This is a genomic window from Streptomyces sp. NPDC055013 (assembly GCF_053608645.1).
Genome location: NZ_JBSGVW010000028.1, coordinates 89,192 through 111,240, shown reverse-complemented (window position 1 = coordinate 111,240; position 22,049 = coordinate 89,192). Strand labels below are relative to the sequence as shown.

Genomic DNA, 22,049 nt, shown 5'->3' with positions numbered 1-22,049 from the left:
AGCCTACGTGACCGCACCGACAGCGACACCGGCCCGATCCCACGACGTACGACGCGGCCGCGTCGTAGGGATCTACGACGCGGCCGCTCGCAAGGCGCTCCCGGAGGGCTCGCTAGTGGGCGCCGGTGCCGGTCAGGGACCGGACCTCCAGCTCCGCGTACTTGCCGGCGTCGGGCTCCTCCTTGGACAGGACCGTGCCGAGCCAGCCCATGAGGAAGCCGAACGGGATGGAGATGATGCCCGGGTTCTTCAGCGGGAACCAGGCGAAGTCGACCTCGGGGAACATCGCCTTGGGGTCGCCGGAGACGACGGGCGAGAACAGCACCAGGCCGACGGCGACGATCAGACCGCCGTAGATCGACCACAGCGCGCCCTGGGTGGTGAACCGCTTCCAGAACAGGCTGTAGAGGATCGTCGGCAGGTTGGCGGAGGCCGCGACCGCGAAGGCCAGGGCGACCAGGCCGGCGACGTTCAGGTCGCGGGCGAGGGCGCCGAGCAGGATGGAGACGGCGCCGATGCCGATGGTGGCCAGGCGGGCGGCCCGGATCTCCTCCTTCTCGGTGGCCTGGCCCTTCTTGATCACGTTCGCGTAGATGTCGTGGGCGAACGACGAGGACGAGGCCAGGGTCAGGCCCGCGACGACCGCGAGGATGGTCGCGAAGGCCACCGCCGAGATGGTGGCGAGCAGGATCGCGCCCCAGGCCGAGTCCACGCCGCCGAGATGCAGGGCGAGCAGTGGTGCGGCCGTGTTGCCTGATGGGTTGGACGCGATGATCTCGTCCTGCGAGATGAGCGCGGCGGCGCCGAAGCCGAGGGCGATGGTCATCAGGTAGAAGCCGCCGATGATGCCGATGGCCCAGTTCACGGACTTACGGGCGGCCTTGGCGTTGGGCACCGTGTAGAAGCGGATCAGGATGTGCGGCAGGCCGGCCGTGCCGAGGACCAGGGCGATGCCGAGGGAGATGAAGTCCAGCTTGGAGGTGCCGGTGGCGCCGTACTGCAGGCCGGGCTCCAGGAAGGCGGCGCCCTTGCCGCTGTTCTCGGCGGCCTTGCCCAGCAGGTCCGAGATGTTGAAGTTGAACTTCAGCAGCACCAGGAACGTAATCAGGATCGTGCCACCGATCAGAAGCACGGCCTTGACCATCTGGACCCAGGTGGTGCCCTTCATGCCGCCGATGGAGACGTACACGATCATCAGGACGCCGACGAGACCGACGATGAGGATCTTGCCCGCGTCGGAGGTGATGCCGAGCAGCAGCGAGACCAGGACACCGGCACCGGCCATCTGGGCCAGCAGGTAGAAGATCGACACGACGATCGTGGAGGTGCCGGCCGCCGTGCGCACCGGACGCTGGCGCATGCGGTAGGCGAGGACGTCACCCATCGTGTAGCGGCCGGAGTTCCTGAGCGGTTCGGCCACCAGGAGCAGCGCGACCAGCCAGGCGACCAGGAAGCCGATGGAGTACAGGAAACCGTCGTAGCCGAAGAGGGCGATGGCGCCCGCGATGCCGAGGAAGGACGCGGCGGACATGTAGTCGCCGGAGACGGCGAGGCCGTTCTGGAAGGCGCTGAACGACCGTCCGCCCGCATAGAAGTCGGCGGCGTCCTTGGTCTGGCGGCCCGCCCACACGGTGATGAAAAGGGTCGCGACCACGAAGAGCGCGAACAGGGTGATGATCAGCGGCCGGTGCTCGCTGGCCTCGTTGGCCGCAAGGGTCATCGCGGGGCTCATGCGCCGCCCTCCATACGGGTCTTGATGGCCTCGGCCTTGGGGTCGAGCTTGGCGCTTGCGTGCCGCGCGTACCACCAGGCGATGAGGAACGTGGTGACGAACTGGGCGATACCGAAGACGAACGCGATGTTGATGTTGCCGAACAGCTTGGTGCCCATGAAGTCGCCCGCGTAGTTGGACAGCAGGACGTACAGCAGGTACCAGGCGATGAAGGCGACGGTCAGCGGAAAGGCGAAGGAGCGGTAGGAGCGGCGCAGTTCACCGAACTCCGCGCTCTCGTGCACCTCGACGAACTCCTCGGTGGAAGGGAGTTTGTGTTGCTCTTTCGAGGGGGGCGGTGCGTCGGTGGCCACGGAGTCTCCTCGCGTTGCGGGCGCTGTTGCGACGGTGGACGGGGACGGTTCGGGGATCGGGGACGGATCAGGAGTGGGGGACGGGTCGGGTACGGGCATGACGGCTGTTCCTCGCAGTGACGCGGATCACTTGAACCGGCTGGCGATGCTAGGGCCCCGGCGCGTGATCCAACAGGGGGCTCGATCGTGCTCGCGCCTCCTGTCCAAGGTCACGGCGCCACGCGAGGACCGGTTCAACTCCCCGCACTTCTTTCCGAAGTCGATCGGTCGGATTGCTGGCCAGCAGGTTCGGGGATAGCTTCGCCTCTGCACCACTCGTCATGTACCTGCCTGAGCGCCAACCGGTGTCTCGGGTGGTCTCGTTCCGGATGATGTGGAGATCCCATGGCTCATCTGCGGTCCAGACGCCGACTCGGCCTCGCCGCCCCGCTCGCCCTGTCCCTGACGGCTTCGCTCGGCTTCCTGCCGACGGCGGCATCGGCCGCGGCCGCGCCTCCCGCGCAGCCCGTCGCGCAGGTCACGGACGCGCCCGCGCTGGCCTACGTCGTCAACACCCGCCAGGACCGCCGCACGATCGAGTCGGTGAAGAAGGCGATCGCCACGGCCGGCGGAACGGTCGTGATCGCGTACGAGAAGATCGGCGTGATCGTCGTCCACTCGGCGAACCCCGACTTCGCGAAGGCGATGCGCAAGGTGCGGGGCGTCCAGTCGGCGGGTGCCTCGCGTACGGCCCCCCTGACGGCCGCCGGGACCACGGACGAGGGCCCCGCCCAGCTCATGACGGAGCAGCAGGCGGCGCGGACGCAGAGCGCCGCGGCGGGCGCCGACGAGCCCCTCGAGGCCGACCAGTGGAACCTGCGCGCCATCGGCGCCGACCGGGCGGCGAAGATCAACCCCGGCAGTCGCAGGGTGACCGTCGCCGTGATCGACAACGGCGTCGACGACACCCACCCCGACCTCGCGCCGAACTTCTCCGCCGACCAGTCCGCGAACTGCGCGGGCGGCAAGGCGGACACCAGCCCCGGCGCGTGGCGGCCGTACACCACCACCGACGCCCACGGCACCCATGTGGCGGGCGAGATCGCCGCGCCCCGCAACGGCATCGGCATCGCCGGCGTGGCCCCCGGCGTCAAGGTCTCCGCCATCCAGGTGAGCGACCCGGTCAACGGCCTCTACTACCCCGAAAGCGTCGTCTGCGCCTTCGTGTTCGCCGCCGATCACGGCGTCGAGATCACCAACAACAGCTACTACGTCGACCCGTGGCTCTACAACTGCATGGACGATCCCGACCAGCGGGCCATCGTCGACGCGGTCAACAGGGCCCAGCAGTACGCCCAGAGGAAGGGCACGCTCAACCTGGCGTCGGCGGGCAACTCCAACCACGACCTCGCCTCCGACGCGATCGTCGACAACAGCAGCCCCGACGACTCGACGCCGGTCGAGCGCACCGTCGACCCGCAGGAGTGCTTCGACGTACCGACGCAGCTGCCGGGCATGGTCACGGTCAGCGCGACGGGTGTGCAGAACGTCAAGTCGTACTACTCCACGTACGGTTACGGCGTCATCGACATCGCGGCGCCGGGCGGCGACCGGCTCTACCAGATCCCGGACACCCCGTCGAAGAACGGGCGCATCCTGGCCACCCTCCCGGACGGCAAGTACGGCTTCCTGCAGGGCACGTCGATGGCCTCCCCGCACGCCGCGGGCGTGGCCGCGCTGCTGAAGTCCCGGTACCCGCACGCGAGCGGCGCCCAGTTGCACGCGCTGCTGAAGGCCCAGGCGGACAACCCGGGTTGCCCCGAGTCGTACGACCAGGACGGCGACGGCAAGCAGGACGCGGTGTGCGAGGGCGGCAAGCGGGTCAACGGCTTCTACGGGTTCGGCATCGTCAACGCGCTGGACGCCGTCGACTGAGTCGAAAACGACTCCGTTGACTGAGTCAAATACTGCATAGTGCAGTCATGACTCCGATCAACACTCCGATAAGTTCCGCCTGGTCCGCGGTGGGCGGCGATCCCGCCCTTCTTCCGCGACTGTCGACCGTGGTGCGGGAAGGCGCGTTGCGTGCGCGCCTTCCCGTACGGGAGTTGGCGCGCGCGTGCGTGGGCGCGTGTGCGCTGGCCGCCGCCGAGCTGGCGGCACGGCGGGCCGGGCTCTCCGAGGTGCCCGGGGTGCGGCTGGACGACGGGGCGATCGCCACCGCGTTCGTGAGCGAACGGCATCTGCTGGTCGACGGGCGTGCACCGGTCAACTTCGCCCCGCTGTCACGGTTCTGGCGCACGTCGGACGGCTGGCTCCGCACCCACGCCAACTATCCGCACCACCGGGCCCGGCTGCTGGCCGCGCTCGGGGTGACGCAGGAGGATCCGGACGCCGTCGGGGCGGCGCTCGCCGAGCGTTCCGCGCGCGAGGTGGAGGAAGCCGTGTACGCGGCCGGCGGGCTGGCCGTGGCGCTGCGTACGCCCGAGGAGTGGGCGGCGCACGAGCAGGCGGTCGCGGTGGCGCGGCGGCCGCTGGTCGAGCACGAGCGGTCGGACACGGCACGCGCCGTTGCGCTCCCGTCCCTCGACGGCTCTCCCTTGCTGCCCGCCGCCGGGGTACGCGTACTGGACCTGACACGGGTCATCGCCGGACCGGTCGCCACCCGCACCCTCGCGCTGCTCGGCGCCGACGTCCTGCGCGTGGACGCGCCGCAGCTGCCCGAACTCCCGGACCAACACGCCGACACGGGCTTCGGAAAGCGCTCGGCGACGCTGGACCTGACGACCGACCGGCGCGCCTTGGAGGAACTGCTCGCGACGGCTGACGTCGTCGTCACCGGATACCGGCCGGGCGCCCTGGACCGGTTCGGGCTCTCGGCACGGGCACTGGCCGAGCGGCGGCCGGGGCTGGTCGTGGCGGAGGTGTCGGCCTGGGGGGCGTACGGGCCGTGGGGCGGTCGGCGCGGCTTCGACAGCCTCGTGCAGGTCGCCACCGGGATCGCCGCGACCGAGGGAGGCATGGCCGACGGATCGGCCGGGCAACCCGGAGCGCTGCCCGCGCAGGCCCTCGACCACGGGACGGGATATCTGCTGGCGGCCGCCGTGCTGCGGTCTCTGACCGAGCAGTCGGAGCAGGGGTACGGCCGGTGCGTACGGCTGTCGTTGGCGCGTACGGCGAAGTGGCTCACGACCGGGATCCAGCCGGGCCCGGACGGGACCTTGGCATCGGAGACGGAAGTGTCGGAAGCGTCAGAGGCCTACGGCGCGCCCGATGCCTGGCTCACCGAACGGGACAGCGCGCTCGGGAAGCTGCGGTACGCCCGGTCTCCGGTGTCGTTCGCGGGCGGTCCCGTCGACTGGGCCAGGCCGCCGGGGGCTTGGGGCGCGGATTCGGCGCGGTGGGTCTGAGCGCCGGGGGCCACCGGCGCCGTACTTCCGTACGGAATGCCGCACCACCACTTGTTTTCTGGTGCTTGCCCGACTATGTGATTTTTGTGAAGATCTTGAGGTGACGTTGACAAGACCTTCCTCCGGCGTGTTCGACGGGAGTGCCCCAAGACCCCGCCCCGGCGTCAGCCGGGCCGTGGCCGTTCTCGTCCTGGTCGCGCTGGCGGCGCTGATCCCCCTGCTCGGGCCGTCGGCCGCGCTGCACGGCACCGGCGAGGCCGCCGCGCCCGGCACCGGTGGGATCGGACTGCTGCGGACGGTGCTGTTCGCGGCGCTGTGCGTCCCGTTGGGCGAGCTGTTCGTGAACCGGCTCGCCCGGTCCGTGCCCGGCGCTCCCCCGGCCATGCCCCGCAGTTGGGCGCCCCACGCGGCGGCGGCCGGTTTCGTCGCCGCGCTCGCCCTCGCGTCGGTCGTGTCCACCGGGAACCTCGTGCCGAACAGCCCGGCCGACCTCGACGTGGGCGGCCTCTACGCGACACGCGACGGCAAACTCGCGCTGCTGGAGGTCAACGCCTTCGCCGTGGCCGGGCTGTGCGCCCTCTCACGCCGGCCCGTCACCCAGCTCTGGCCACTGGCCGCGGTCGTGGTCGCCGAGGCGCTGCGCGCGCACCCCACGACCGAGCACAGCCCCCTGCTGGGCTCGGGTCTGACGCTGGTGCACCTGACCTGCGCGACGCTCTGGGTCGGCGGGCTGCTCCATGCCCTGCGAACCCTGCGCGGATGGGGTGTCAGGGAGGCGGGAGCGGCCCTGCTGGGTCTCTACGCGCGCGTGGCGGCCGTGCTGCTCGCCGCCATCACGGCGACAGGGGTGTGGAGTTCGCTGCGCCGGATGCCGCCGGACACGGTTGTGCACCAGCTGACCGAGACGGCGTACGGGCGTGTCCTGCTGGCCAAGGTGATCCTGATGGTGGCCGTGGTCGCGCTCGCCCTGTGGGCACGGATCCGGCTGCGCCGCGCGAGCGACCCGCTGGCCGCCTGCTCGCCCGCGCGGGCGGAGGTCGTCGCCCTGGGCGTGGTGGTCGCCGTGTCGGGACTGCTGACGGCGCTTCCGGTGCCGATCCGCTGGTGACGTTCCGCAGTGAGGGCAGGCTTGTCAGGGCCCCGCGATGAGGGACGGTCCTGACGCAGTGGGCCCCGCGATGAGGGCTGCACGGCGCAGCAGTCGAGGGCACCCCCCAAGCCGTACGCCGCCGCAGGGAGCCGTACGCGCTACACCCCCGCCACGTCCAGCAGCGTCCCGGCCGCGTACGTGACCGCCATGGCAAGGGCCCCGCCCGCCATGTTGCGCAGCACCGCGCGGGGTGGCGCGGCGGCGCCCAGGCGGGCGCTGCTCCAGCCGGTCAGGGCGAGGGCGGCCAGGACGGAGGCGACGGTGACCGCCAGCCGCCAGTCCGCCGGCGGCAGCACCATGGCCAGCAGCGGCAGCAGCGCCCCGGCCGTGAACGCCACAAAGCTCGCCCACGCCGCGTGCCAGGGGTTGGTCAGCCGGTCGGGGTCGATGCCGAGCTCCACGCGCGCGTGTGCCTTCAGCGCGTCCCGTTCCGTCAGCTGGACCGCCGCCTCCGTGGCCACCTCCCGGGACAGCCCGCGCCGTTCCAGCAGTTCCGCCAGTTCCTCCAGCTCCGCCTCCGGCCGCTCCCGCAGTTCTCTCTTCTCCTGGGCCAACGCGGCCTTCTCGGAGTCACGCTGGGTGGAGACCGAGACGTACTCCCCCGCCGCCATCGACATCGACCCGGCGAGCAGCCCGGCCAGCCCGGCCGTGAGCAGGGCCGCACGCTCGTCGGTCGCACCGGCCACGCCGACGACGAGCCCCGCGGTGGAGACGACGCCGTCGTTCGCCCCGAGAACCGCCGCCCGCAACCAGTTCAGCCGCTCGCTCAGCGCGCCGCCGTGGGTCTCGTCATGCGTGGGTTCGGTCATATGCGGAGGATCGCACCGCACGGGACATCGGGAACGTACCGACGCTCCCGGGCCCAGCACGTGCGACCGCCACCGCCGCTCGGGGTCCGCAACACCGCGCGGACGCCGACGGGTTGACGCGCTGACGTTCGTGGCGCTCGAACGGGCAGGCGGGGCAAGGCACCTGACGGCCAGGAGTGTCAGTCCCGGCCCGTATCCTCAGTGACCATGCTCGAAGACCGTGCGACCGCAGCGCCCTCCCCCACAGCATGGCCGACCGCGTACCCCCAGGGATACGCGGTCGTTGACGTGGAGACCACCGGCCTGGCCCGGCACGACCGGATAATCTCCGCGGCGGTGTACCGGCTGGACGCGCGCGGCGAGGTCGAGGACCACTGGTACACGCTGGTCAATCCGGAGCGCGACCCGGGTCCGGTCTGGATCCACGGTCTGACGAGCGAGGCGCTGGAGGGTGCTCCCCTCTTCACGGACATCGCCGAGGAGTTCTCGGCCCGGCTGGACGGCCGGGTCCTCGTCGCGCACAACGCCGTCTTCGACTGGCAGATGATCGCGCGGGAGTACGCGCGCGCGGAGCGCCGGGCCCCGGTGCAGCAGCGGCTGTGCACCATCGCGCTGTCGAAGGAGCTGGCCCTGCCGCTGCCCAACCACAAGCTGGAGTCGCTGGCCGCGCACTTCGGCGTCGTACAGCAGCGGGCGCACCATGCGCTGGACGACGCGCGGGTGCTGGCGGAGGCGTTCCGGCCGAGCCTGCGGGCCGCCGCGGCGGGCAGTGTGCGGCTGCCGCTGCAGGAGTGCCTGCCGCTGACCGAGTGGCGGGACACCGCGACGGCGGCCCCGCGGATCGGTCAGCAGGCGGGCGCACAGGGCGGCCACGGCGGCGGCAGCGGGTACACCGGCTACAGCAGTTATCAGCCGACCAGCTGGCGACCGTCCCGCAAGAGGCCCGCCTGTCCCTATCCCAACCCGGGTCGCTACGAGGACGGCAAGCGGCTCAGGCAGGGCATGCGGGTCGCCTTCTCCGGAGACACGTCCGTCGAGCGCGACCTGCTGGAGGACCGTGCGATCGAGGCCGGGCTGCATGTGTCGACGAGCGTGTCCCGGCTGACCAGCCTGCTCGTCACGAACGACCCGGACGCGGGCACGTCCAAGGTCGTCAAGGCCCGCCAGTACGGGACGCCGGTGATCGACGAGGCGGCGTTCGGACAACTTCTGCGGGACGTGGAACCGGCGTCGGAGCGGTGACCGTACGGACGGGTGATTGCCGCGCGACTCGCCCGGAGCCCCCTCGCCCGGGCCGCGGGGACGGCTCACCCTGTGGCGCATGGCGACATGTGAAGTGTGCGGAAACGACTACGGCATGACCTTCGAGGTGCACGCGCAGGGCGCGGTGCACGTCTTCGACTGCTTCTCCTGTGCGATCCACCGCATGGCACCCATCTGTGAGCACTGCCGTGTGCAGGTCATCGGGCAGGGTGTCGAGGTCGAGGGTCACTGGTACTGCGGCGCCCACTGCGCCCGCGCGGAAGGTAAGGCGGGAATCGTCGACAAGGTGTGACCCGGTACCCGCCTGAACCCACCCCACGACCGAGTTGTACGGTCGTGGGGTGTACCGCTTCCTGTTGTCCCGGCAGTGGGTGATCCTCACGCTGGTCGCCCTGCTGCTCATCCCCACGATGATCAGGCTGGGCATCTGGCAGATGCACCGCTACGAGGAGCGCAGCGCCCGTAATCAGCTGGTCGCCGACGCCCTGGGTGCCAAGCCGCTGCCCGTGGAGAAGCTGACCTCTCCGGGGCACACGGTGACCTCCAAGGAGCGGTACCGCACGGTGACCGCGCAGGGCGACTTCGACACCGACCGGGAGGTCGTGGTCAGGCGGCGCGTCAACTCCGACGAAGAGGTCGGCTTCCACATCCTCACGCCCTTCGTCCTGACGGACGGCAAGGTGCTGCTGGTCAACCGCGGCTGGATCCCCGCGGACGGGCCCAGCCAGACGGCGTTCCCCAAGGTCCCTGCGCCGCCGAGCGGCCGTGTCACCGTGACCGGGCGGCTGATGCCCGACGAGACGACCGAGGCCAGCGGGATCAAGAACCTCAAGGGGCTTCCCGACCGGCAGGTCATGCTGATCAGCAGTGGTCAGGAGGCTCGGCGTCTCGACGCCTCGGTGCTCGGGGGGTACGTCGTGCAGACGGCTCCCGAGCCGACGGGGGACGCTCCGGAGCTGATCGGCAAGCCGGGCAACGAGAACGCTCCGCTGAACTACGCGTATGCCCTGCAGTGGTGGCTGTTCGCTGCCGGGGTTCCCGTCGGGTGGCTGGTGCTGGCTCGTCGGGAGGCTCGTGAGCGGCGGGCTGCGGAGACGGAGAAGTCGGCGGCGGAGACGGAGCCGGTGAGTGTCTAGTACCGGGCATCGGCGGGGGGCTTTGCGCCCACCCGCCCTTCCCGGATCGGACTTCCGGGCGGCTGCGGCCCCGCTCCCCTCACCGGCGTCCACCTGACCTGCGTCTAGCAGCAGCGTCCCTGTCTGTGGTCCTCCCGGTGCTGGCGGCTCAGTAGTTCCGTCAGTTCGTGGACGTACCAGCGCACCGCCCTCGCCCAGCGTGCCGCCCTCACGACCGGGCCCCCACGAGAGGCTCGCCCGTCTGCTCGGGCACGTCGAGGCGGGACTCGACGTACGGGGCCTCCGTGGTCGGCAGGGTGCCCGGCGTGCGGATCGCTCGGACGCAGACCACTGTCGCGTTGACGATCACGATCGCGACGAGGAGCAGGAACAGGGCGATCAGTACGCCGTCGACCGTGGAGTTGGTGACGACGGTGTGCATGTCGTCGAGGGTCTTGGCGGGGGGCAGGACCTGGCCGGAGGCGATGCCGTCGGCGTACTTGGTGCGCTGGGCGAAGAAGCCGATCTTGGGGTCGTCGGAGAAGATCTTCTGCCAGCCCGCGGTGAAGGTGATCGCGACGACCCAGGCGAGGGGGACACCCGTCACCCAGGCCCAGCGCAGCCGGCCGGACTTGATCAGGACCGTGGTGCAGACCGTCAGTGCCACGGCGGCGAGGAGCTGGTTGGCGATGCCGAACAGCGGGAAGAGCTGGTTGATCCCGCCGAGCGGGTCGGTGGCGCCGGTGTAGAGGAAGTAGCCCCAGGCCGCCACGACGAGGCCGCTGCACAGCCAGATGCCGGGCTTCCAGTTGACCCGGCCGATCGGCTTCCAGACGTTGCCGAGCATGTCCTGGAGCATGAAGCGCCCGACGCGGGTGCCGGCGTCGACCGTGGTCAGGATGAACAGCGCCTCGAACATGATCGCGAAGTGGTACCAGAAGGCCTTCATCGCGGCACCGCCGAAGACGCCGGAGAAGATCTCCGACATGCCGACCGCGAGGGTCGGGGCGCCGCCCGAGCGCGCGATCAGGGTCTGTTCCTCGACGGCCCTGGCCGCCTGGGTCAGCTGGTCGGGGGAGATGGTGAAGCCGAGGCCCGCCACGGCCTGGGACGCCGACTCGGCCGTCGTACCGAGGAGGCCGGCGGGGGCGTTCATGGCGTAGTACAGGCCGGGCTCCAGGGTGGCCGCCGCGATCAGCGCCATGATCGCGACGAACGACTCCATCAGCATCGCGCCGTAGCCGATCAGCCGGACCTGGGACTCCTTCCGGATCAGCTTCGGCGTCGTCCCCGAGGCGACCAGCGCGTGGAATCCGGAGAGCGCGCCACACGCGATGGTGATGAACAGGAACGGGAAGAGGGATCCCGCGAAGACCGGGCCCGCGCCGGTGGCGGCGAAGTCGCTCACGGCCTCCGCGCGCATCACGGGCGCGGCGACCACGACCCCGACCGCGAGCAGCGCGATGGTGCCGATCTTCATGAAGGTGGAGAGGTAGTCGCGCGGCGCGAGCAGCATCCAGACGGGCAGTACGGAGGCGACGAAGCCGTAGCCGACCAGGCACAGCACGAGGGTCGTCGGGCTGAGGGTGAAGGCGCCGGCCAGCGAGGACTCCTGGATCCAGCTGCCGCCGACGATCGCGAGCAGCAGCAGTGCCACGCCGATCAGACTGGTCTCGACGACCCGGCCCGGGCGGATGCGGTGCAGCCAGAAGCCCATGAACAGGGCGATCGGGATGGTCATGGCCACGGAGAAGGTGCCCCACGGCGAGTGGGCGAGGGCGTTGACCACGACCAGGGCCAGCACACCCAGCAGGATGATCATGATGGCGAACACCGCGACCAGGGCCGCCGCGCCGCCCACCCGGCCGATCTCCTCGCGGGCCATCTGCCCCAGCGACTTGCCGTCCCGCCGCATCGACAGGAACAGCACGACCATGTCCTGGACCGCCCCGGCGAAGATCACCCCGGCGACGATCCAGAGGGTGCCGGGCAGATAGCCCATCTGGGCCGCGAGCACCGGGCCGACCAGCGGGCCGGCGCCCGCGATCGCGGCGAAGTGGTGGCCGAGGAGCACCCTGCGGTCGGTCGGCTGGAAGTCGACGCCGTCCTCCAGGCGTTCGGCGGGGGTCGCCCGGCGGTCGTCCGGCCGCAGGACGCGGCGGGCGACCCAGCGGGAGTAGAAGCGGTAGGCGATGGCGTACGAGCCGAGCGCGGCGACCACCAGCCAGACCGCGGAGATCTCCTCGCCCCGGGCCAGCGCGAGGACGCCCCAGGCGACGGCGCCGACGAGGGAGACGGTGGCCCACAGCAGGATCGATCTCGGTGCTATTCGGTACTTTTCCGGCGCCTGACGGCCTTTTTCGGGCAGGGCTGAGCTCGGCATGGCGGCTCCTGGGACGAGTGACGGGATCGAAAGTCTGTGCAAGAGTTGCCCACCCGCCGGAGATGGTTGACAGCGAATTCCCAGGAGATTTCCCGGCGGTTCCCTGTCATCCGTTCCGGCCACTCGCGCAACTCCCTCGCGAGGGCACAGGCACACCAAGGACGGTGACCCATGGCCGATGGCGCCATGACCGCGACGTTTCTCGCCGTGATCGGCGGGGCGTCGCTGCTCGCCGTCACCGCGCGGCGCCTGCACCCGAGCGAGAGGTTGCCGTCCCTGGAGGGCTGGGCGCTGGCCGACCGCAGCCTCGGCCCGGTGTGGACCTGGCTGCTGCTGGGCGGCACGATCTTCACCGCGTACACCTTCGCCGCCATCCCGGGCCTGGCCTACGGCAACGGCGCGCCCGCCTTCTTCGCGGTGCCGTACACGGTGATCGTCTGCCCGCTGGCCTTCGTGCTGCTGAGCCGCCTGTGGTCCGTGGCCCGCCGGCACGGCTATGTCACCGCGGCCGACTTCGTGCGCGGCCGTTACGGGTCGCCGGCGCTGGCCCTGGTGGTCGCACTGACCGGGATCCTCGCGACGATGCCGTATCTGGCGCTGCAACTGCTCGGGATAAGGGCGGTGCTGACGGCCGGGGGCGTGTATCCGCGGGGTGCGGCCGGGGATCTGGTGATGGTGGCGCTCTTCGCGGGACTGGCCGTCGCCACCTACCGCCACGGGCTGCGTGCTCCGACCGTCATCTCCGCGCTCAAGGCCGTGGCCGTCTTCGTCTCACTGACCGCGGTGACCTGGCTGGTCCTCGACCGGCTCGGCGGGCCGGGCGCCGTCTTCGACGGTGCGGCCGAGCGTCTCGGCGGCCCGGCGCTGCTCCTCACCCCCGAGCAGCAGCCCGCCTACGCCACCCTCGCCCTCGGCTCCGCGCTCGCCCTGCTGATGTACCCGCACGTGCTCACCGCAGGGTTCGCCGCCGACGGCCCGCGCACGCTGCGCAAGGTGTCCGTGGCGCTGCCCGCCTGGACCGGCCTGCTCGCCCTGTTCGGCTTCCTCGGCATCGCGGCCCTCGCGACGGGGGTGCGCGCCCCGGCGGGCGGTGCCGAGGCGGCCGTACCGATGCTGGTGGACCGGCTGATGCCGGCTCCGCTGGCCGGGCTGGTGTTCGGGGCGATCACGGTGGGGGCGCTGGTGCCGGCGGCGGTGATGTCGATCGCGGCCGCCACGAGCTTCGTACGCAATGTGTACGTCGAGTACGTCCATCCGACGGCCACGCCCAAGCGGCAGGTGCGCATCGCCAAGGCGGTGTCGCTCACCGCGAAGCTGGGCGCGGTGGCGTTCGTGTTCGGGCTGCGCGACCAGGACGCCATCAACCTCCAGCTCCTCGGCGGGGTCTGGATCCTGCAGATCTTCCCGGCCGTCGCGGTCGGCCTGTTCACCCGGCGGCTGCATCCGCGGGCGCTGCTCGCCGGGTGGGGCGTCGGCATGGTGGCCGGGACCTTCATGGTCGTACGGGAGGGGTTCTCGTCGGTCGTGCCCCTCGGTACCGGGCCGGAGATCTACGCCGGGCTCGCCGCCCTGTTCCTCAACCTGACCGTCGCTCTGGCCGCAACCGCGGTGCTGAGCCGCCTCGGCGTCCCACGCGGCACCGATCTGACCGACCTGCCGTCGCGCCTGAGCCTCAGGCGGCGCCCCGAGACGGGAGCGACCAACCCGTGAGACAGCATCGAGACGCGCTGCGCGGAAAGGCGCCTGCGCCGGGTGGCGCCGCCGCCGTACCGGCCGTGCCCCTCACCCCCGCGGTGAGCGACCCCGCGGAACTGGAGCGCGAGGCCGGTCTGGCCCGCCTGTTCGAACTGCACTACTCCTCGATGCTGCGCCTGGCCGTGCTGCTCGGGGCCGACGATCCGGAGAACGTCGTCGCGGAGGCCTACTACCAGATCTACCGGAAGTGGCGGCGCCTGCGGGACACCGAGGCCGCGGAGGCGTATCTGCGCTCCACCGTGTGCAATCTGACGCGGATGCGGATACGGCACCTCCAAGTGGCGCGCAGACATGTCGAGAAGCCCGTCGAGGAGGTCATCGCCTCCGCCGAGAGCACCGCACTTCTGCATGACGACCAGCGGGTGCTGATCGACGCGCTCCAGCAGTTGCCGGCCCGCCAGCGCGAGGCGCTGGTGCTGCGGCACTGGCTCGGCCTGAAGGAGAGCGAGATCGCCTCGGCGATGGGGATCTCCTGCGGATCCGTCAAGACCCATACGGCGCGCGGCCTCGCCGCCCTGACCCATGCGATGGAGGCCCGGCGATGACGCATCGAGACGCGACTCCGGCGCGCGGCACCGATCCGGACCGCACGGAGCGGGAGCTGCGCGAGGCCCTGTCCGCGCTCGCCGACGGGGTGCAGGCGGCGCCCGACGCCTACCGCACCGCACGCGGCGAGTGGCTGCGCCGGGAACGCAGGCGGCGGCTGGTCCTCGCCGTGCTGATCGCGGTCGTGTTCGCCCTGGCCACCCTGATCGGGCTGTGGGTGCTCAACCAGGCCCCGGCCGATCCGGGCGTGATCTTCTCCGGCACCGGCTCCCCGGCAGCCGGATCACTCCCGCGGTCCCACCCCTGATTGGCCCATCGGCCCTTGGGGAACCCGCACTTGCGTGCCCCAGCGAATCGAGGACTACGCCCTCATCGGCGACGAGCAGACGGCCGCCCTGGTCGGCAGGGACGGTTCCGTCGACTGGCTGTGCCTGCCCCGCTTCGACTCGGGTGCCTGCTTCGCCAAGCTCCTCGGCGACAAGGACAACGGCCACTGGCGCATCGCCCCCAAACACGCCAAGGGCCCCTGCACCCGCCGCGCCTACCGCCGGGACACCCTGGTGCTGGACACCGAGTGGGAGACCGACGAGGGCGCGATCCGCGTCACGGACCTGATGCCCCAACGCGACCGTGCGCCCGACGTCGTACGCATCGTGGAGGGCCTCAGCGGCCGCGTCACCGTACGCAGCACCCTGCGGCTGCGCTTCGACTACGGCTCGGTCGTGCCCTGGGTACGCGAGTCCGACGGGCACCGGGTGGCCGTCGCCGGCCCGGACTCGGCGTGGCTGCGCAGCGAACCCGAGGTGCGCACCTGGGGCAGGAACTTCGGTACGCACTCGGAGTTCACGGTCGAGAAGGGCGAGAAGGTCGCGTTCGTCCTCACCTGGCACCCCTCGCACGAGCCGCGCCCGCCGCTCATAGACCCGTACGAGGCGTTGCGCAGCAGCGTGCGGGACTGGCGGAAGTGGGTGGGGCACTGCCGCTATGACGGGCCGTACCGCGACGCCGTCGTGCGCTCCCTGATCACTCTCAAGGCCCTCACCTACCGGCCGACCGGCGGCATCGTCGCCGCCCCCACCACCTCGCTCCCCGAGGAGATCGGCGGCGTCCGCAACTGGGACTACCGCCACTGCTGGCTGCGCGACTCCACCCTCACCCTGAACGTGGGCCTGTCGGCGGGCTACCGGGAGGAGGCGGAGGCCTGGCGCGACTGGCTGCTGCGCGCGGTCGCCGGCGACCCGGCCGACCTGCAGATCATGTACGGCCTGGCGGGCGAGCGGCGGCTGCCCGAGTTCGAGGTGCCGTGGCTGTCCGGCTTCGCCGGCTCCGGTCCCGTACGCGTCGGCAATCTGGCCGTGAACCAGCTCCAGTTGGACGTGTACGGCGAGGTGATGGACACGCTGGCGCTGGCCCGGGAGGCGGGACTGCCCACCAAGCCGCACATCTGGGCGATTCAGGCCGCCCTCGTCGACTGGCTGCGCACGGCGTGGCGGCAGCCCGACGAGGGGCTGTGGGAGGTGCGCGGCGGCCGTCGGCACTTCGTGCACTCGAAGGTGATGGTGTGGGTGGCCGCGGACCGGGCGGTGCGCAGCCTGGAGAAGAACCCGAAGCTGGACGGCGACCTCGACGGCTGGCGCGAGTTTCGCGACGAGGTGCACCGCGAGGTGTGCGAGAAGGGCTACGACGCCGAGCGGAACACCTTCACGCAGTCCTACGGCTCCTCCGAACTCGACGCCGCTCTGCTGCTGATCCCACGCGTGGGCTTCCTGCCACCCGACGACCCGCGCGTCGTCGGCACCATCGACGCGATCCGCGCCGAGCTCAGCCATCAGGGCCTGCTGCGCCGCTACAGCACCGACGGGATCACGGTCGACGGGCTGCCGGGCGGCGAGGGCACCTTCCTGGCCTGCTCCTTCTGGCTGGCGGAGGCGCTGCACATGACCGGTCGTACGCAGGAGGCACGCGAGCTGTTCGACCGGCTCGTCGGGCTCGCCAACGACGTGGGTCTGCTGGCCGAGGAGTACGACCCGGTGGCCGGCCGCCAGCTGGGCAACTTCCCGCAGGCCTTCAGCCACATCGGCCTGGTCAACACCGCCCTCGCCCTGTTCGGGGACGACGGGGCAGGATAGGGGCCATGGATCTTGGACTGAAGGACCGGGTGTACGTCGTCACGGGAGCCACGCGCGGACTGGGCAACGCGGCGGCGGGTGAGCTGGTGGCCGACGGGGCGAAGGTCGTCGTGACCGGCAGGGACGAGGAGCGGGTCGCCGCCGCGGTGGCCGAGCTGGGGCCGAACGCCGTGGGGGTGGCGGTGGACAACGCCGAAGCGGATGCCGCGGCGCGTCTGATCGCTGCCGCGCGGGATGCCTTCGGCGGGTTCGACGGCGTCCTCATCAGCGTGGGCGGGCCGCCGGCCGGGTTCGTCGCGGACAACACGGACGAGCAGTGGCAGGCCGCGTTCGAGTCGGTGTTCCTGGGGGCGGTGCGGCTGGCCAGGACGGCGGCGGCGGAACTCGAAGAGGGCGGTGTCATCGGGTTCGTGCTGTCGGCGTCGGTGCACGAGCCGCTGCCGGGGCTGACCATCTCGAACGGGCTGCGGCCGGGGCTCGCCGGGTTCGCCAAGTCTCTTGCGGACGAATTGGGGCCGCGGGGCATTCGGGTCGTGGGATTGCTGCCGTCACGGATCGACACGGACCGCGTGCGCGAGCTGGACGGCCTGTCGGCGGACCCGGAGGCCACTCGGGTTGCCAACGAGTCGCGGATTCCGTTGCGTCGGTACGGGACCCCGGACGAGTTCGGGCGTGCGGCGGCCTTCTTGCTGTCTCCGGCCGCGTCCTACCTGACGGGGATCATGCTGCCGGTGGACGGCGGAATGCGGCACGGGTTCTAACTCACCCTTTCCGCACCGTGTTTGACGCCCCGCAGGCGCACCTCCGCCGGCAGTGACGCTAGGCCCGCCGAATTGCGGGCGTGGCCCAGCGCCTGGGTGGTGAGGTCGTTCAAGGCCGTCCCCGGATCCACGTGCGGTTCAAGGCGGAGGCGCACCCGGGTCTCGGGGGTGGTGCGCCTGCCCGTCAACCGGACGCGGGCCCGCTCGACGCCCTCCAGACCCGTCGCCTCGTCGGCGAGGACGCTCTCCAGGGCCCGGCCCCGCAACAGTGCGCCCTCGCCGTCGCCGGTGTCCACCAGGACCTCGGCGAGGCGGTGCCTCCGCAGGACCGAGGTCAGCCACCACAGGGCGAGCAGCACCAGGACGGCCAGGGCGGCGATCACTACGGGCCACCACCAGCCGTCGTCCCGCCAGCGCGTGCGTTCGGCGTCGCTGAGCAGCACGTCGTGCCGGCTGTCATGGATCCACCAGGACGGGGGATCCAGCCCGAGCCCGACCGCCAGTACGGACCCGCCGATCACGAGCAGCACCAGCCCGACGAGCCCGATCAGCACCCGGTTGACCACCCTGAGCACGGCCCTCACCCCTTCCGTCCGGGCCGCCGTACATGCACCGACAGCGACGGCGGGCGGGACAGCCCGAGGCCCCTGATCGCGTCGGCGAGGGTGGCGTCCAGGTCGGCGCGTACGTCGTCCAGTTCACGGAAGTGCGACATGGCGCGGACGTCGGCCCGGGACCTGCGCACCCGTACCCGTACCGACTGGACGCCGGAGACCTCCATCGCCCGGTCGCGCAGGACCAGGGCGGCGAGGTCGCGGTGGAGTCCGGCGCGGACGTCGGGGTGGGTGCGCCGCATCGGCAGTACGGACCGCAGGCCCGGCGTGATGGCCAGGACGAACAGCCAGAGGCCGAGCACGGCGGCGACGCCCGCGCCGACGAGCACCCAGATGTCGTCGAGGGGGCGCTCGGCGAGCTGCTGGGCCAGTTCCCGGCGCCAGCGCATCGCGGGCCGGTCGGCGCGCACGGAGGCGATGTCGTAGAGGAACATGCCGGCGACGAACAGGAGCACGAGCGCCGTGATCGCGGCCGGGATCCGTCGCGCCGACCAGAAGCGGCGTTCGCGGCCGCCCTTCTCGTCGACCGGGGGCGGGGGGTCGTAGTCCGCCGCCGACGCCGACTGGTCGAGGGTGGCGGGTCCGGCGTCCTTCTCGATGACCGGCAGCCTCTGTGTGGTGCCCTCGGAACCCTGGGACTCGCTCATCGCGTCCTCCCCTGCGCCGCGCCCGGTCGGGGCGCCGGGTGCAGCCGCTCCACGTGCACGGCGACCTCCGGCACTTCCATGCCCACCAACGCGCCTACCCGCTCGATGACGTGCCGACGCACGGTCGCGCACCGGGAGCCGATGTCCGTGGGGTAGTCGAGTTCGAGGTGGACGAGGACCCGCGCGGTCCCATGGCGTACGACGACGTTGGCATGCGGCCGGGCGGCGTCCTTGGCGAGGTCCCCCACGGCCTCGCGGGCAGCCTGGGAGGCGACCTTCGCCACGACCCGGTCGGCGATCCTGGTCGCCCCGCGTTCGCCCGGACGGACGGTGGCAAGGGGTGTGCCGACTTCACCGGCCCCCGTGCTCACCGGCGTCACCGCCGCCGTTCGTCACGACGCCGGAAGAAGTCACCGAGCTCGTACTCCCCCTCCAGGAACCGCCCGACGACGAAGCCGACGGCGCCCAGCCCCGCCACCAGCAGGAAGGCGCCGAATCCGCCGAAGTATCCGGCGAAGGCCAGTGCCATGCCGGCGATCATGCCGACCACGGCCATGCTCATGCTGCGCTCCTCAGCTCCTCAGCCGCTCCCCGGCCACTGCGTTGCCGGGTCGCCGGCGCCTCACTGGATCCGACGCTCCTCTTCCTCTTCCTCTTCCTCCGGAAGCTTCACATCGCTCACCGCGATGTTGACCTCGACGACTTCGAGCCCGGTCATCCGCTCGACGGCGTTGATCACGTTCTCGCGCACGTCCCGGGCCACGTCGGAGATCGACACGCCGTACTCGACGACGATCTCCAGGTCGAGCGCGGCCTGTACCTCGCCGACCTCGACCTTCACCCCACGCGACACCGATTTCGTCGTGCCGCCCGGCACCCGGTCGCGCACGGCCCCGAAGGTCCGCGAGATACCGCTGCCCATGGCGTGCACACCGTCCACATCGCGTGCGGCCATCCCGGCGATCTTCTCCACGACGCCGTCCGCGATGGTGGTCCGGCCACGGGCACCGGGTTCTCCCCCACCGCGCCGGGTCACCTGGCTCTTGCGGGTGCTGAGGGCCTCGCCCTCCGTCCGCCGGTTCTGCTCCGTCGTCTCACTCATGGCCGTTCGTCCTTTTCGGTCGTCGTCCCTTGACCACCGTAAGCACGGTTACGCGATTGCGCCCCAGGGATGCGGCAGGCTGGAGGAATGACGACGACGAACAGGTGGACGCAGGCGGTCCGGCAGCAGCTGGGGCTCGGCAGGCTGCTGCCCCTGGGCGGCGCGCGCGACGGCGCGTGGATCTCCGAGAAGGCGGCCGAGGCGGTGCTGCGGCACGCGGCCGAGGACATGCGCGGGGTACGGCTGGACGAGCTCCGGATCGGGCTCACCGACCCGCAGGACGCGCAGGAGGCAGCCGTACCGCCGCCGCCGAGCGCGCTGCCACCGGGCCCCCTGCGGGTGACGGCGGACTTCGCGGCGGCGGCGGCCGAGGCACTGCCCACGACGGCGGAACGGCTGCGTGGACTGCTGGCGACGGCAGCCACGGAGCGTCTCGGCCTGACGGTGACCGAGGTGGATCTGCGGGTGACGGCTCTGCTCGACGAGAACGCCGGACCCGCTCCCGTGCACCGGCCCGAGCCGACGCGGGCCGCGGAGCCCGCAAGCCCCGACGAGGAGCGCGTCGCCGCCGCGGCCCTGGCGGTTCCGGGGGTGATCCGACTGACGGGCACCCTGGGCGGGTTGAACCGTGCGGTGCACATCGAGGAACGGCAGGACGAGGCCGCCCTGCCGCGCCGCCACGTGCGCGTGGAGATTGCCGTGCGCGCGGACCGCCGGGCGGTGGAGGTGGCCCGGGAGGTCCGCGAGTGGGTGGGAGAGGCGCTGGCGGATCGTCCGACGGTGGCGGTGCTGGTCACAGCCGTCAGCTGATCGGCGCATGGTTGATCAGCGCATGACTCAGTCGCCGAGGCCGGCCAGATCCCGCAGCCGGCGCGCCTGCGCGGCCCGCTCGGCACCGCGCTGCTCGTCGTAGGTCCGGTCCACGGCACCACGAAGCAGCGCCTTGGTCTCGACCACGGCATCCCGCGGCGCGGCGACGATCGCCGCCGCCAGATCCCGTACGGCGTCGTCGAGTTGGTCCGCGGGCACGGCGAGGTTGGCCAGCCCGCTGCTGACGGCCTCCTCGGCCAGCACGAAGCGGCCCGTCACGCAGATCTCCAGCGCACGGCCGTATCCGACCAGCCCGACCAGCGGGTGCGTACCCGTCAAGTCCGGCACCAGCCCGAGGCTGGTCTCACGCATGGCGAACTGCACGTCGTCCGCAACGACGCGCACGTCACAGGCGAGCGCGAGCTGGAAGCCCGCCCCGATGGCATGCCCCTGTACGGCGGCGATGGACACGACGTCGTTGCGCCGCCACCAGGTGAAGCCCTCCTGGAACTCGGCGATGGCGGCGTCGAGTTCACCGTCGCTGCTGCGCGCGAGCTCGATGAACGAGGGCTCGCCCTCGATCCCGTCGGGCGTGAACATCTGCCGGTCGAGCCCCGCGGAGAAGGACTTGCCCTCACCGCGCAGCACGACGACCCGCACGCTGCCCGGCACGGCCCGCCCGGCCTCGGCGAGCGTCCGCCACATGGCGGGGCTCTGCGCATTGCGCTTGGTCGGGTTCGACAGCGTCACCGTGGCGATCGCGCCGTCGACGGTGAGCCGTACGCCGTTCTTGTCGAGCAGGGGAGCGAGGTCCTGGTCGGGCGAAGCCATGGGGTGCCTCCGATGAGTGCCGTCATCATGGGATGCCCGGAAGGGCACCCCCTAAGTGACTGCACAGTAACCACCCGGCCGATCAGACGACCGACCGGGTGGCCACCATCGAAGCCGATGGGCCGCCCGGTGTCAGCCGGCCGCCTTCTTGCCTCGCGTCGCGCCGCCACGCCCACGAAGCGTGACGCCCGACTCGCTGAGCATCCGGTGTACGAAGCCATACGAGCGGCCGGTTTCCTCGGCCAGTGCCCGAATGCTCGCACCGGAGTCGTACTTCTTCTTCAGGTCTGCCGCGAGCTTGTCGCGCGCGGCGCCGGTTACCCGGCTGCCCTTCTTCAGAGTCTCGGCCACCCGTGCCTCCTCATGGGAAGTGCGCTCTGGTCTCCTCATGATCACCCCTCCGGGGCTTCATGGCCACCCATTCGGCAAGGTCCGTGAGACATGGTTGTGACGACAGGAGCACATCCCCACATGCGGAATCTGCGATTCCGGAGAATGTTGTCCGTACGGCCGAACGGGTTCTTTTACGAACTCCCAGGTCAGCGTCGTGAGACGGCCGAGCCCTTGTCGATAAAGGACTCGGCCGGGAAATCGATGTAGTACACACCTCGGTACGAGGAGATCTCACACAGATGATGGATCACCGATAGGCCGAATGAT

The 22,049-nt window shown here is 71.2% G+C and carries 23 protein-coding genes; 12 read left to right on the top strand and 11 right to left on the bottom strand.

Annotated elements, in window-relative coordinates:
• Positions 1–112: 112 nt before the first annotated feature.
• Together ACWGDB_RS29485 and ACWGDB_RS29480 are read right to left on the bottom strand one after the other, a co-directional pair.
• The gene (locus ACWGDB_RS29485) at positions 113–1,732 is read right to left on the bottom strand and encodes a solute symporter family protein (RefSeq protein WP_453825214.1); all 1,620 of its coding nucleotides are present in this window, start codon (positions 1,730–1,732) and stop codon (positions 113–115) included.
• The gene (locus ACWGDB_RS29480) at positions 1,729–2,085 is read right to left on the bottom strand and encodes a DUF485 domain-containing protein (RefSeq protein WP_383597487.1); all 357 of its coding nucleotides are present in this window, start codon (positions 2,083–2,085) and stop codon (positions 1,729–1,731) included. The genes ACWGDB_RS29485 and ACWGDB_RS29480 overlap by 4 nt, the downstream gene beginning before the upstream one ends.
• Before the next feature lie 384 nt (positions 2,086–2,469).
• Here ACWGDB_RS29480 and ACWGDB_RS29475 point away from each other — a divergent pair, with 384 nt between their 5' ends.
• The 3 genes from ACWGDB_RS29475 (at position 2,470) to ACWGDB_RS29465 (ending at position 6,582) form a co-directional block, all read left to right on the top strand.
• The gene (locus ACWGDB_RS29475) at positions 2,470–3,999 is read left to right on the top strand and encodes a S8 family peptidase (protein WP_453825213.1); all 1,530 of its coding nucleotides are present in this window, start codon (positions 2,470–2,472) and stop codon (positions 3,997–3,999) included.
• A gap of 47 nt (positions 4,000–4,046) precedes the next feature.
• On the top strand, positions 4,047–5,474 hold the full coding sequence (locus ACWGDB_RS29470) for a CoA transferase (protein WP_453825212.1): 1,428 nt from the start codon (positions 4,047–4,049) through the stop codon (positions 5,472–5,474).
• Positions 5,475–5,574: 100 nt separating this feature from the next.
• Positions 5,575–6,582, top strand: a complete 1,008-nt coding sequence (locus ACWGDB_RS29465; RefSeq protein WP_453825211.1) for a CopD family protein — start codon at positions 5,575–5,577, stop codon at positions 6,580–6,582.
• Between the two features lie 140 nt (positions 6,583–6,722).
• On the opposite strand, the gene ACWGDB_RS29460 is transcribed toward ACWGDB_RS29465, so the two are convergent.
• Entirely contained in the window at positions 6,723–7,433 is a 711-nt protein-coding gene (locus ACWGDB_RS29460; RefSeq protein WP_453825210.1) for a VIT1/CCC1 transporter family protein, read from the bottom strand.
• 207 nt (positions 7,434–7,640) lie between these two features.
• Here ACWGDB_RS29460 and ACWGDB_RS29455 point away from each other — a divergent pair, with 207 nt between their 5' ends.
• From ACWGDB_RS29455 to ACWGDB_RS29445, 3 genes are all read left to right on the top strand, one after another.
• Positions 7,641–8,675, top strand: a complete 1,035-nt coding sequence (locus ACWGDB_RS29455; RefSeq protein ID WP_453825209.1) for a DEDDh family exonuclease — start codon at positions 7,641–7,643, stop codon at positions 8,673–8,675.
• 79 nt (positions 8,676–8,754) lie between these two features.
• Positions 8,755–8,988 carry a hypothetical protein gene (locus ACWGDB_RS29450; RefSeq protein WP_369270173.1) on the top strand — a complete coding sequence of 78 codons (234 nt, stop codon included), beginning with the start codon at positions 8,755–8,757 and terminating at the stop codon, positions 8,986–8,988.
• Positions 8,989–9,037: 49 nt separating this feature from the next.
• Positions 9,038–9,832, top strand: a complete 795-nt coding sequence (locus tag ACWGDB_RS29445) for an SURF1 family cytochrome oxidase biogenesis protein (protein WP_453825208.1) — start codon at positions 9,038–9,040, stop codon at positions 9,830–9,832.
• Between the two features lie 208 nt (positions 9,833–10,040).
• Here ACWGDB_RS29445 and ACWGDB_RS29440 read toward each other — a convergent pair whose 3' ends face one another.
• On the bottom strand, positions 10,041–12,194 hold the full coding sequence (locus tag ACWGDB_RS29440; protein ID WP_453825207.1) for a carbon starvation CstA family protein: 2,154 nt from the start codon (positions 12,192–12,194) through the stop codon (positions 10,041–10,043).
• Between the two features lie 171 nt (positions 12,195–12,365).
• Here ACWGDB_RS29440 and ACWGDB_RS29435 point away from each other — a divergent pair, with 171 nt between their 5' ends.
• The 5 genes from ACWGDB_RS29435 to ACWGDB_RS29415 are packed head-to-tail and all read left to right on the top strand — an operon-like array spanning position 12,366 to position 17,385.
• Complete coding sequence (locus ACWGDB_RS29435; protein ID WP_453825206.1) at positions 12,366–13,904, top strand: sodium:solute symporter family protein; 1,539 nt, start codon at positions 12,366–12,368, stop codon at positions 13,902–13,904.
• Positions 13,901–14,494: a sigma-70 family RNA polymerase sigma factor gene (locus tag ACWGDB_RS29430; RefSeq protein WP_453825205.1), complete on the top strand. Its 594-nt coding sequence runs from the start codon at positions 13,901–13,903 to the stop codon at positions 14,492–14,494. Before ACWGDB_RS29435 ends, ACWGDB_RS29430 begins: the two co-directional genes overlap by 4 nt.
• The gene (locus ACWGDB_RS29425; RefSeq protein WP_453825204.1) at positions 14,491–14,802 is read left to right on the top strand and encodes a hypothetical protein; all 312 of its coding nucleotides are present in this window, start codon (positions 14,491–14,493) and stop codon (positions 14,800–14,802) included. The genes ACWGDB_RS29430 and ACWGDB_RS29425 overlap by 4 nt, the downstream gene beginning before the upstream one ends.
• Positions 14,803–14,836: 34 nt before the next feature.
• The gene (locus ACWGDB_RS29420) at positions 14,837–16,624 is read left to right on the top strand and encodes a glycoside hydrolase family 15 protein (protein ID WP_453825203.1); all 1,788 of its coding nucleotides are present in this window, start codon (positions 14,837–14,839) and stop codon (positions 16,622–16,624) included.
• A gap of 5 nt (positions 16,625–16,629) precedes the next feature.
• A complete protein-coding gene (locus tag ACWGDB_RS29415; protein ID WP_453825202.1) occupies positions 16,630–17,385 on the top strand; it encodes an SDR family oxidoreductase in 756 nt (251 codons plus the stop codon).
• Here ACWGDB_RS29415 and amaP read toward each other — a convergent pair.
• Genes amaP through ACWGDB_RS29390 form a run of 5 tightly spaced genes read right to left on the bottom strand, consistent with a single transcriptional unit; the run spans position 17,382 to position 19,748 of the window.
• Entirely contained in the window at positions 17,382–17,969 is a 588-nt protein-coding gene (gene amaP, locus ACWGDB_RS29410; protein WP_453825201.1) for an alkaline shock response membrane anchor protein AmaP, read from the bottom strand. The genes ACWGDB_RS29415 and amaP overlap by 4 nt on opposite strands.
• On the bottom strand, positions 17,966–18,646 hold the full coding sequence (locus ACWGDB_RS29405; protein WP_453825200.1) for a DUF6286 domain-containing protein: 681 nt from the start codon (positions 18,644–18,646) through the stop codon (positions 17,966–17,968). The genes amaP and ACWGDB_RS29405 overlap by 4 nt, the downstream gene beginning before the upstream one ends.
• Positions 18,643–19,026, bottom strand: coding sequence for an Asp23/Gls24 family envelope stress response protein (locus ACWGDB_RS29400; protein ID WP_453825199.1), 384 nt, complete (start codon positions 19,024–19,026; stop codon positions 18,643–18,645). Before ACWGDB_RS29400 ends, ACWGDB_RS29405 begins: the two co-directional genes overlap by 4 nt.
• Complete coding sequence (locus ACWGDB_RS29395) at positions 19,023–19,208, bottom strand: hypothetical protein (protein WP_453825198.1); 186 nt, start codon at positions 19,206–19,208, stop codon at positions 19,023–19,025. Before ACWGDB_RS29395 ends, ACWGDB_RS29400 begins: the two co-directional genes overlap by 4 nt.
• A 60-nt stretch (positions 19,209–19,268) precedes the next feature.
• On the bottom strand, positions 19,269–19,748 hold the full coding sequence (locus ACWGDB_RS29390; RefSeq protein ID WP_453825197.1) for an Asp23/Gls24 family envelope stress response protein: 480 nt from the start codon (positions 19,746–19,748) through the stop codon (positions 19,269–19,271).
• Positions 19,749–19,835: 87 nt separating this feature from the next.
• On the opposite strand from ACWGDB_RS29390, the gene ACWGDB_RS29385 reads away from it, so the two are divergent.
• On the top strand, positions 19,836–20,558 hold the full coding sequence (locus tag ACWGDB_RS29385; RefSeq protein ID WP_453825196.1) for a nucleopolyhedrovirus P10 family protein: 723 nt from the start codon (positions 19,836–19,838) through the stop codon (positions 20,556–20,558).
• Positions 20,559–20,585: 27 nt separating this feature from the next.
• Here the strand turns inward: ACWGDB_RS29385 and ACWGDB_RS29380 are convergent, their stop codons facing one another.
• Together ACWGDB_RS29380 and ACWGDB_RS29375 are read right to left on the bottom strand one after the other, a co-directional pair.
• Complete coding sequence (locus tag ACWGDB_RS29380; protein ID WP_383597431.1) at positions 20,586–21,389, bottom strand: enoyl-CoA hydratase/isomerase family protein; 804 nt, start codon at positions 21,387–21,389, stop codon at positions 20,586–20,588.
• A gap of 132 nt (positions 21,390–21,521) precedes the next feature.
• Positions 21,522–21,740, bottom strand: coding sequence for a helix-turn-helix domain-containing protein (locus ACWGDB_RS29375; RefSeq protein WP_019758351.1), 219 nt, complete (start codon positions 21,738–21,740; stop codon positions 21,522–21,524).
• Positions 21,741–22,049: the final 309 nt, after the last annotated feature.

Coding starts and splice junctions, on each gene's coding strand:
- ACWGDB_RS29485 (WP_453825214.1), bottom strand. CDS start 1,732: ATGAGCCCCGCGATGACCCTTGCGGCCAACGAGGCCAGCGAGCACCGG.
- ACWGDB_RS29475 (WP_453825213.1), top strand. CDS start 2,470: ATGGCTCATCTGCGGTCCAGACGCCGACTCGGCCTCGCCGCCCCGCTC.
- ACWGDB_RS29470 (WP_453825212.1), top strand. CDS start 4,047: ATGACTCCGATCAACACTCCGATAAGTTCCGCCTGGTCCGCGGTGGGC.
- ACWGDB_RS29460 (WP_453825210.1), bottom strand. CDS start 7,433: ATGACCGAACCCACGCATGACGAGACCCACGGCGGCGCGCTGAGCGAG.
- ACWGDB_RS29455 (WP_453825209.1), top strand. CDS start 7,641: ATGCTCGAAGACCGTGCGACCGCAGCGCCCTCCCCCACAGCATGGCCG.
- ACWGDB_RS29450 (WP_369270173.1), top strand. CDS start 8,755: ATGGCGACATGTGAAGTGTGCGGAAACGACTACGGCATGACCTTCGAG.
- ACWGDB_RS29440 (WP_453825207.1), bottom strand. CDS start 12,194: ATGCCGAGCTCAGCCCTGCCCGAAAAAGGCCGTCAGGCGCCGGAAAAG.
- ACWGDB_RS29435 (WP_453825206.1), top strand. CDS start 12,366: ATGGCCGATGGCGCCATGACCGCGACGTTTCTCGCCGTGATCGGCGGG.
- ACWGDB_RS29425 (WP_453825204.1), top strand. CDS start 14,491: ATGACGCATCGAGACGCGACTCCGGCGCGCGGCACCGATCCGGACCGC.
- ACWGDB_RS29415 (WP_453825202.1), top strand. CDS start 16,630: ATGGATCTTGGACTGAAGGACCGGGTGTACGTCGTCACGGGAGCCACG.
- ACWGDB_RS29405 (WP_453825200.1), bottom strand. CDS start 18,646: ATGAGCGAGTCCCAGGGTTCCGAGGGCACCACACAGAGGCTGCCGGTC.
- ACWGDB_RS29395 (WP_453825198.1), bottom strand. CDS start 19,208: ATGAGCATGGCCGTGGTCGGCATGATCGCCGGCATGGCACTGGCCTTC.
- ACWGDB_RS29390 (WP_453825197.1), bottom strand. CDS start 19,748: ATGAGTGAGACGACGGAGCAGAACCGGCGGACGGAGGGCGAGGCCCTC.
- ACWGDB_RS29385 (WP_453825196.1), top strand. CDS start 19,836: ATGACGACGACGAACAGGTGGACGCAGGCGGTCCGGCAGCAGCTGGGG.
- ACWGDB_RS29380 (WP_383597431.1), bottom strand. CDS start 21,389: ATGGCTTCGCCCGACCAGGACCTCGCTCCCCTGCTCGACAAGAACGGC.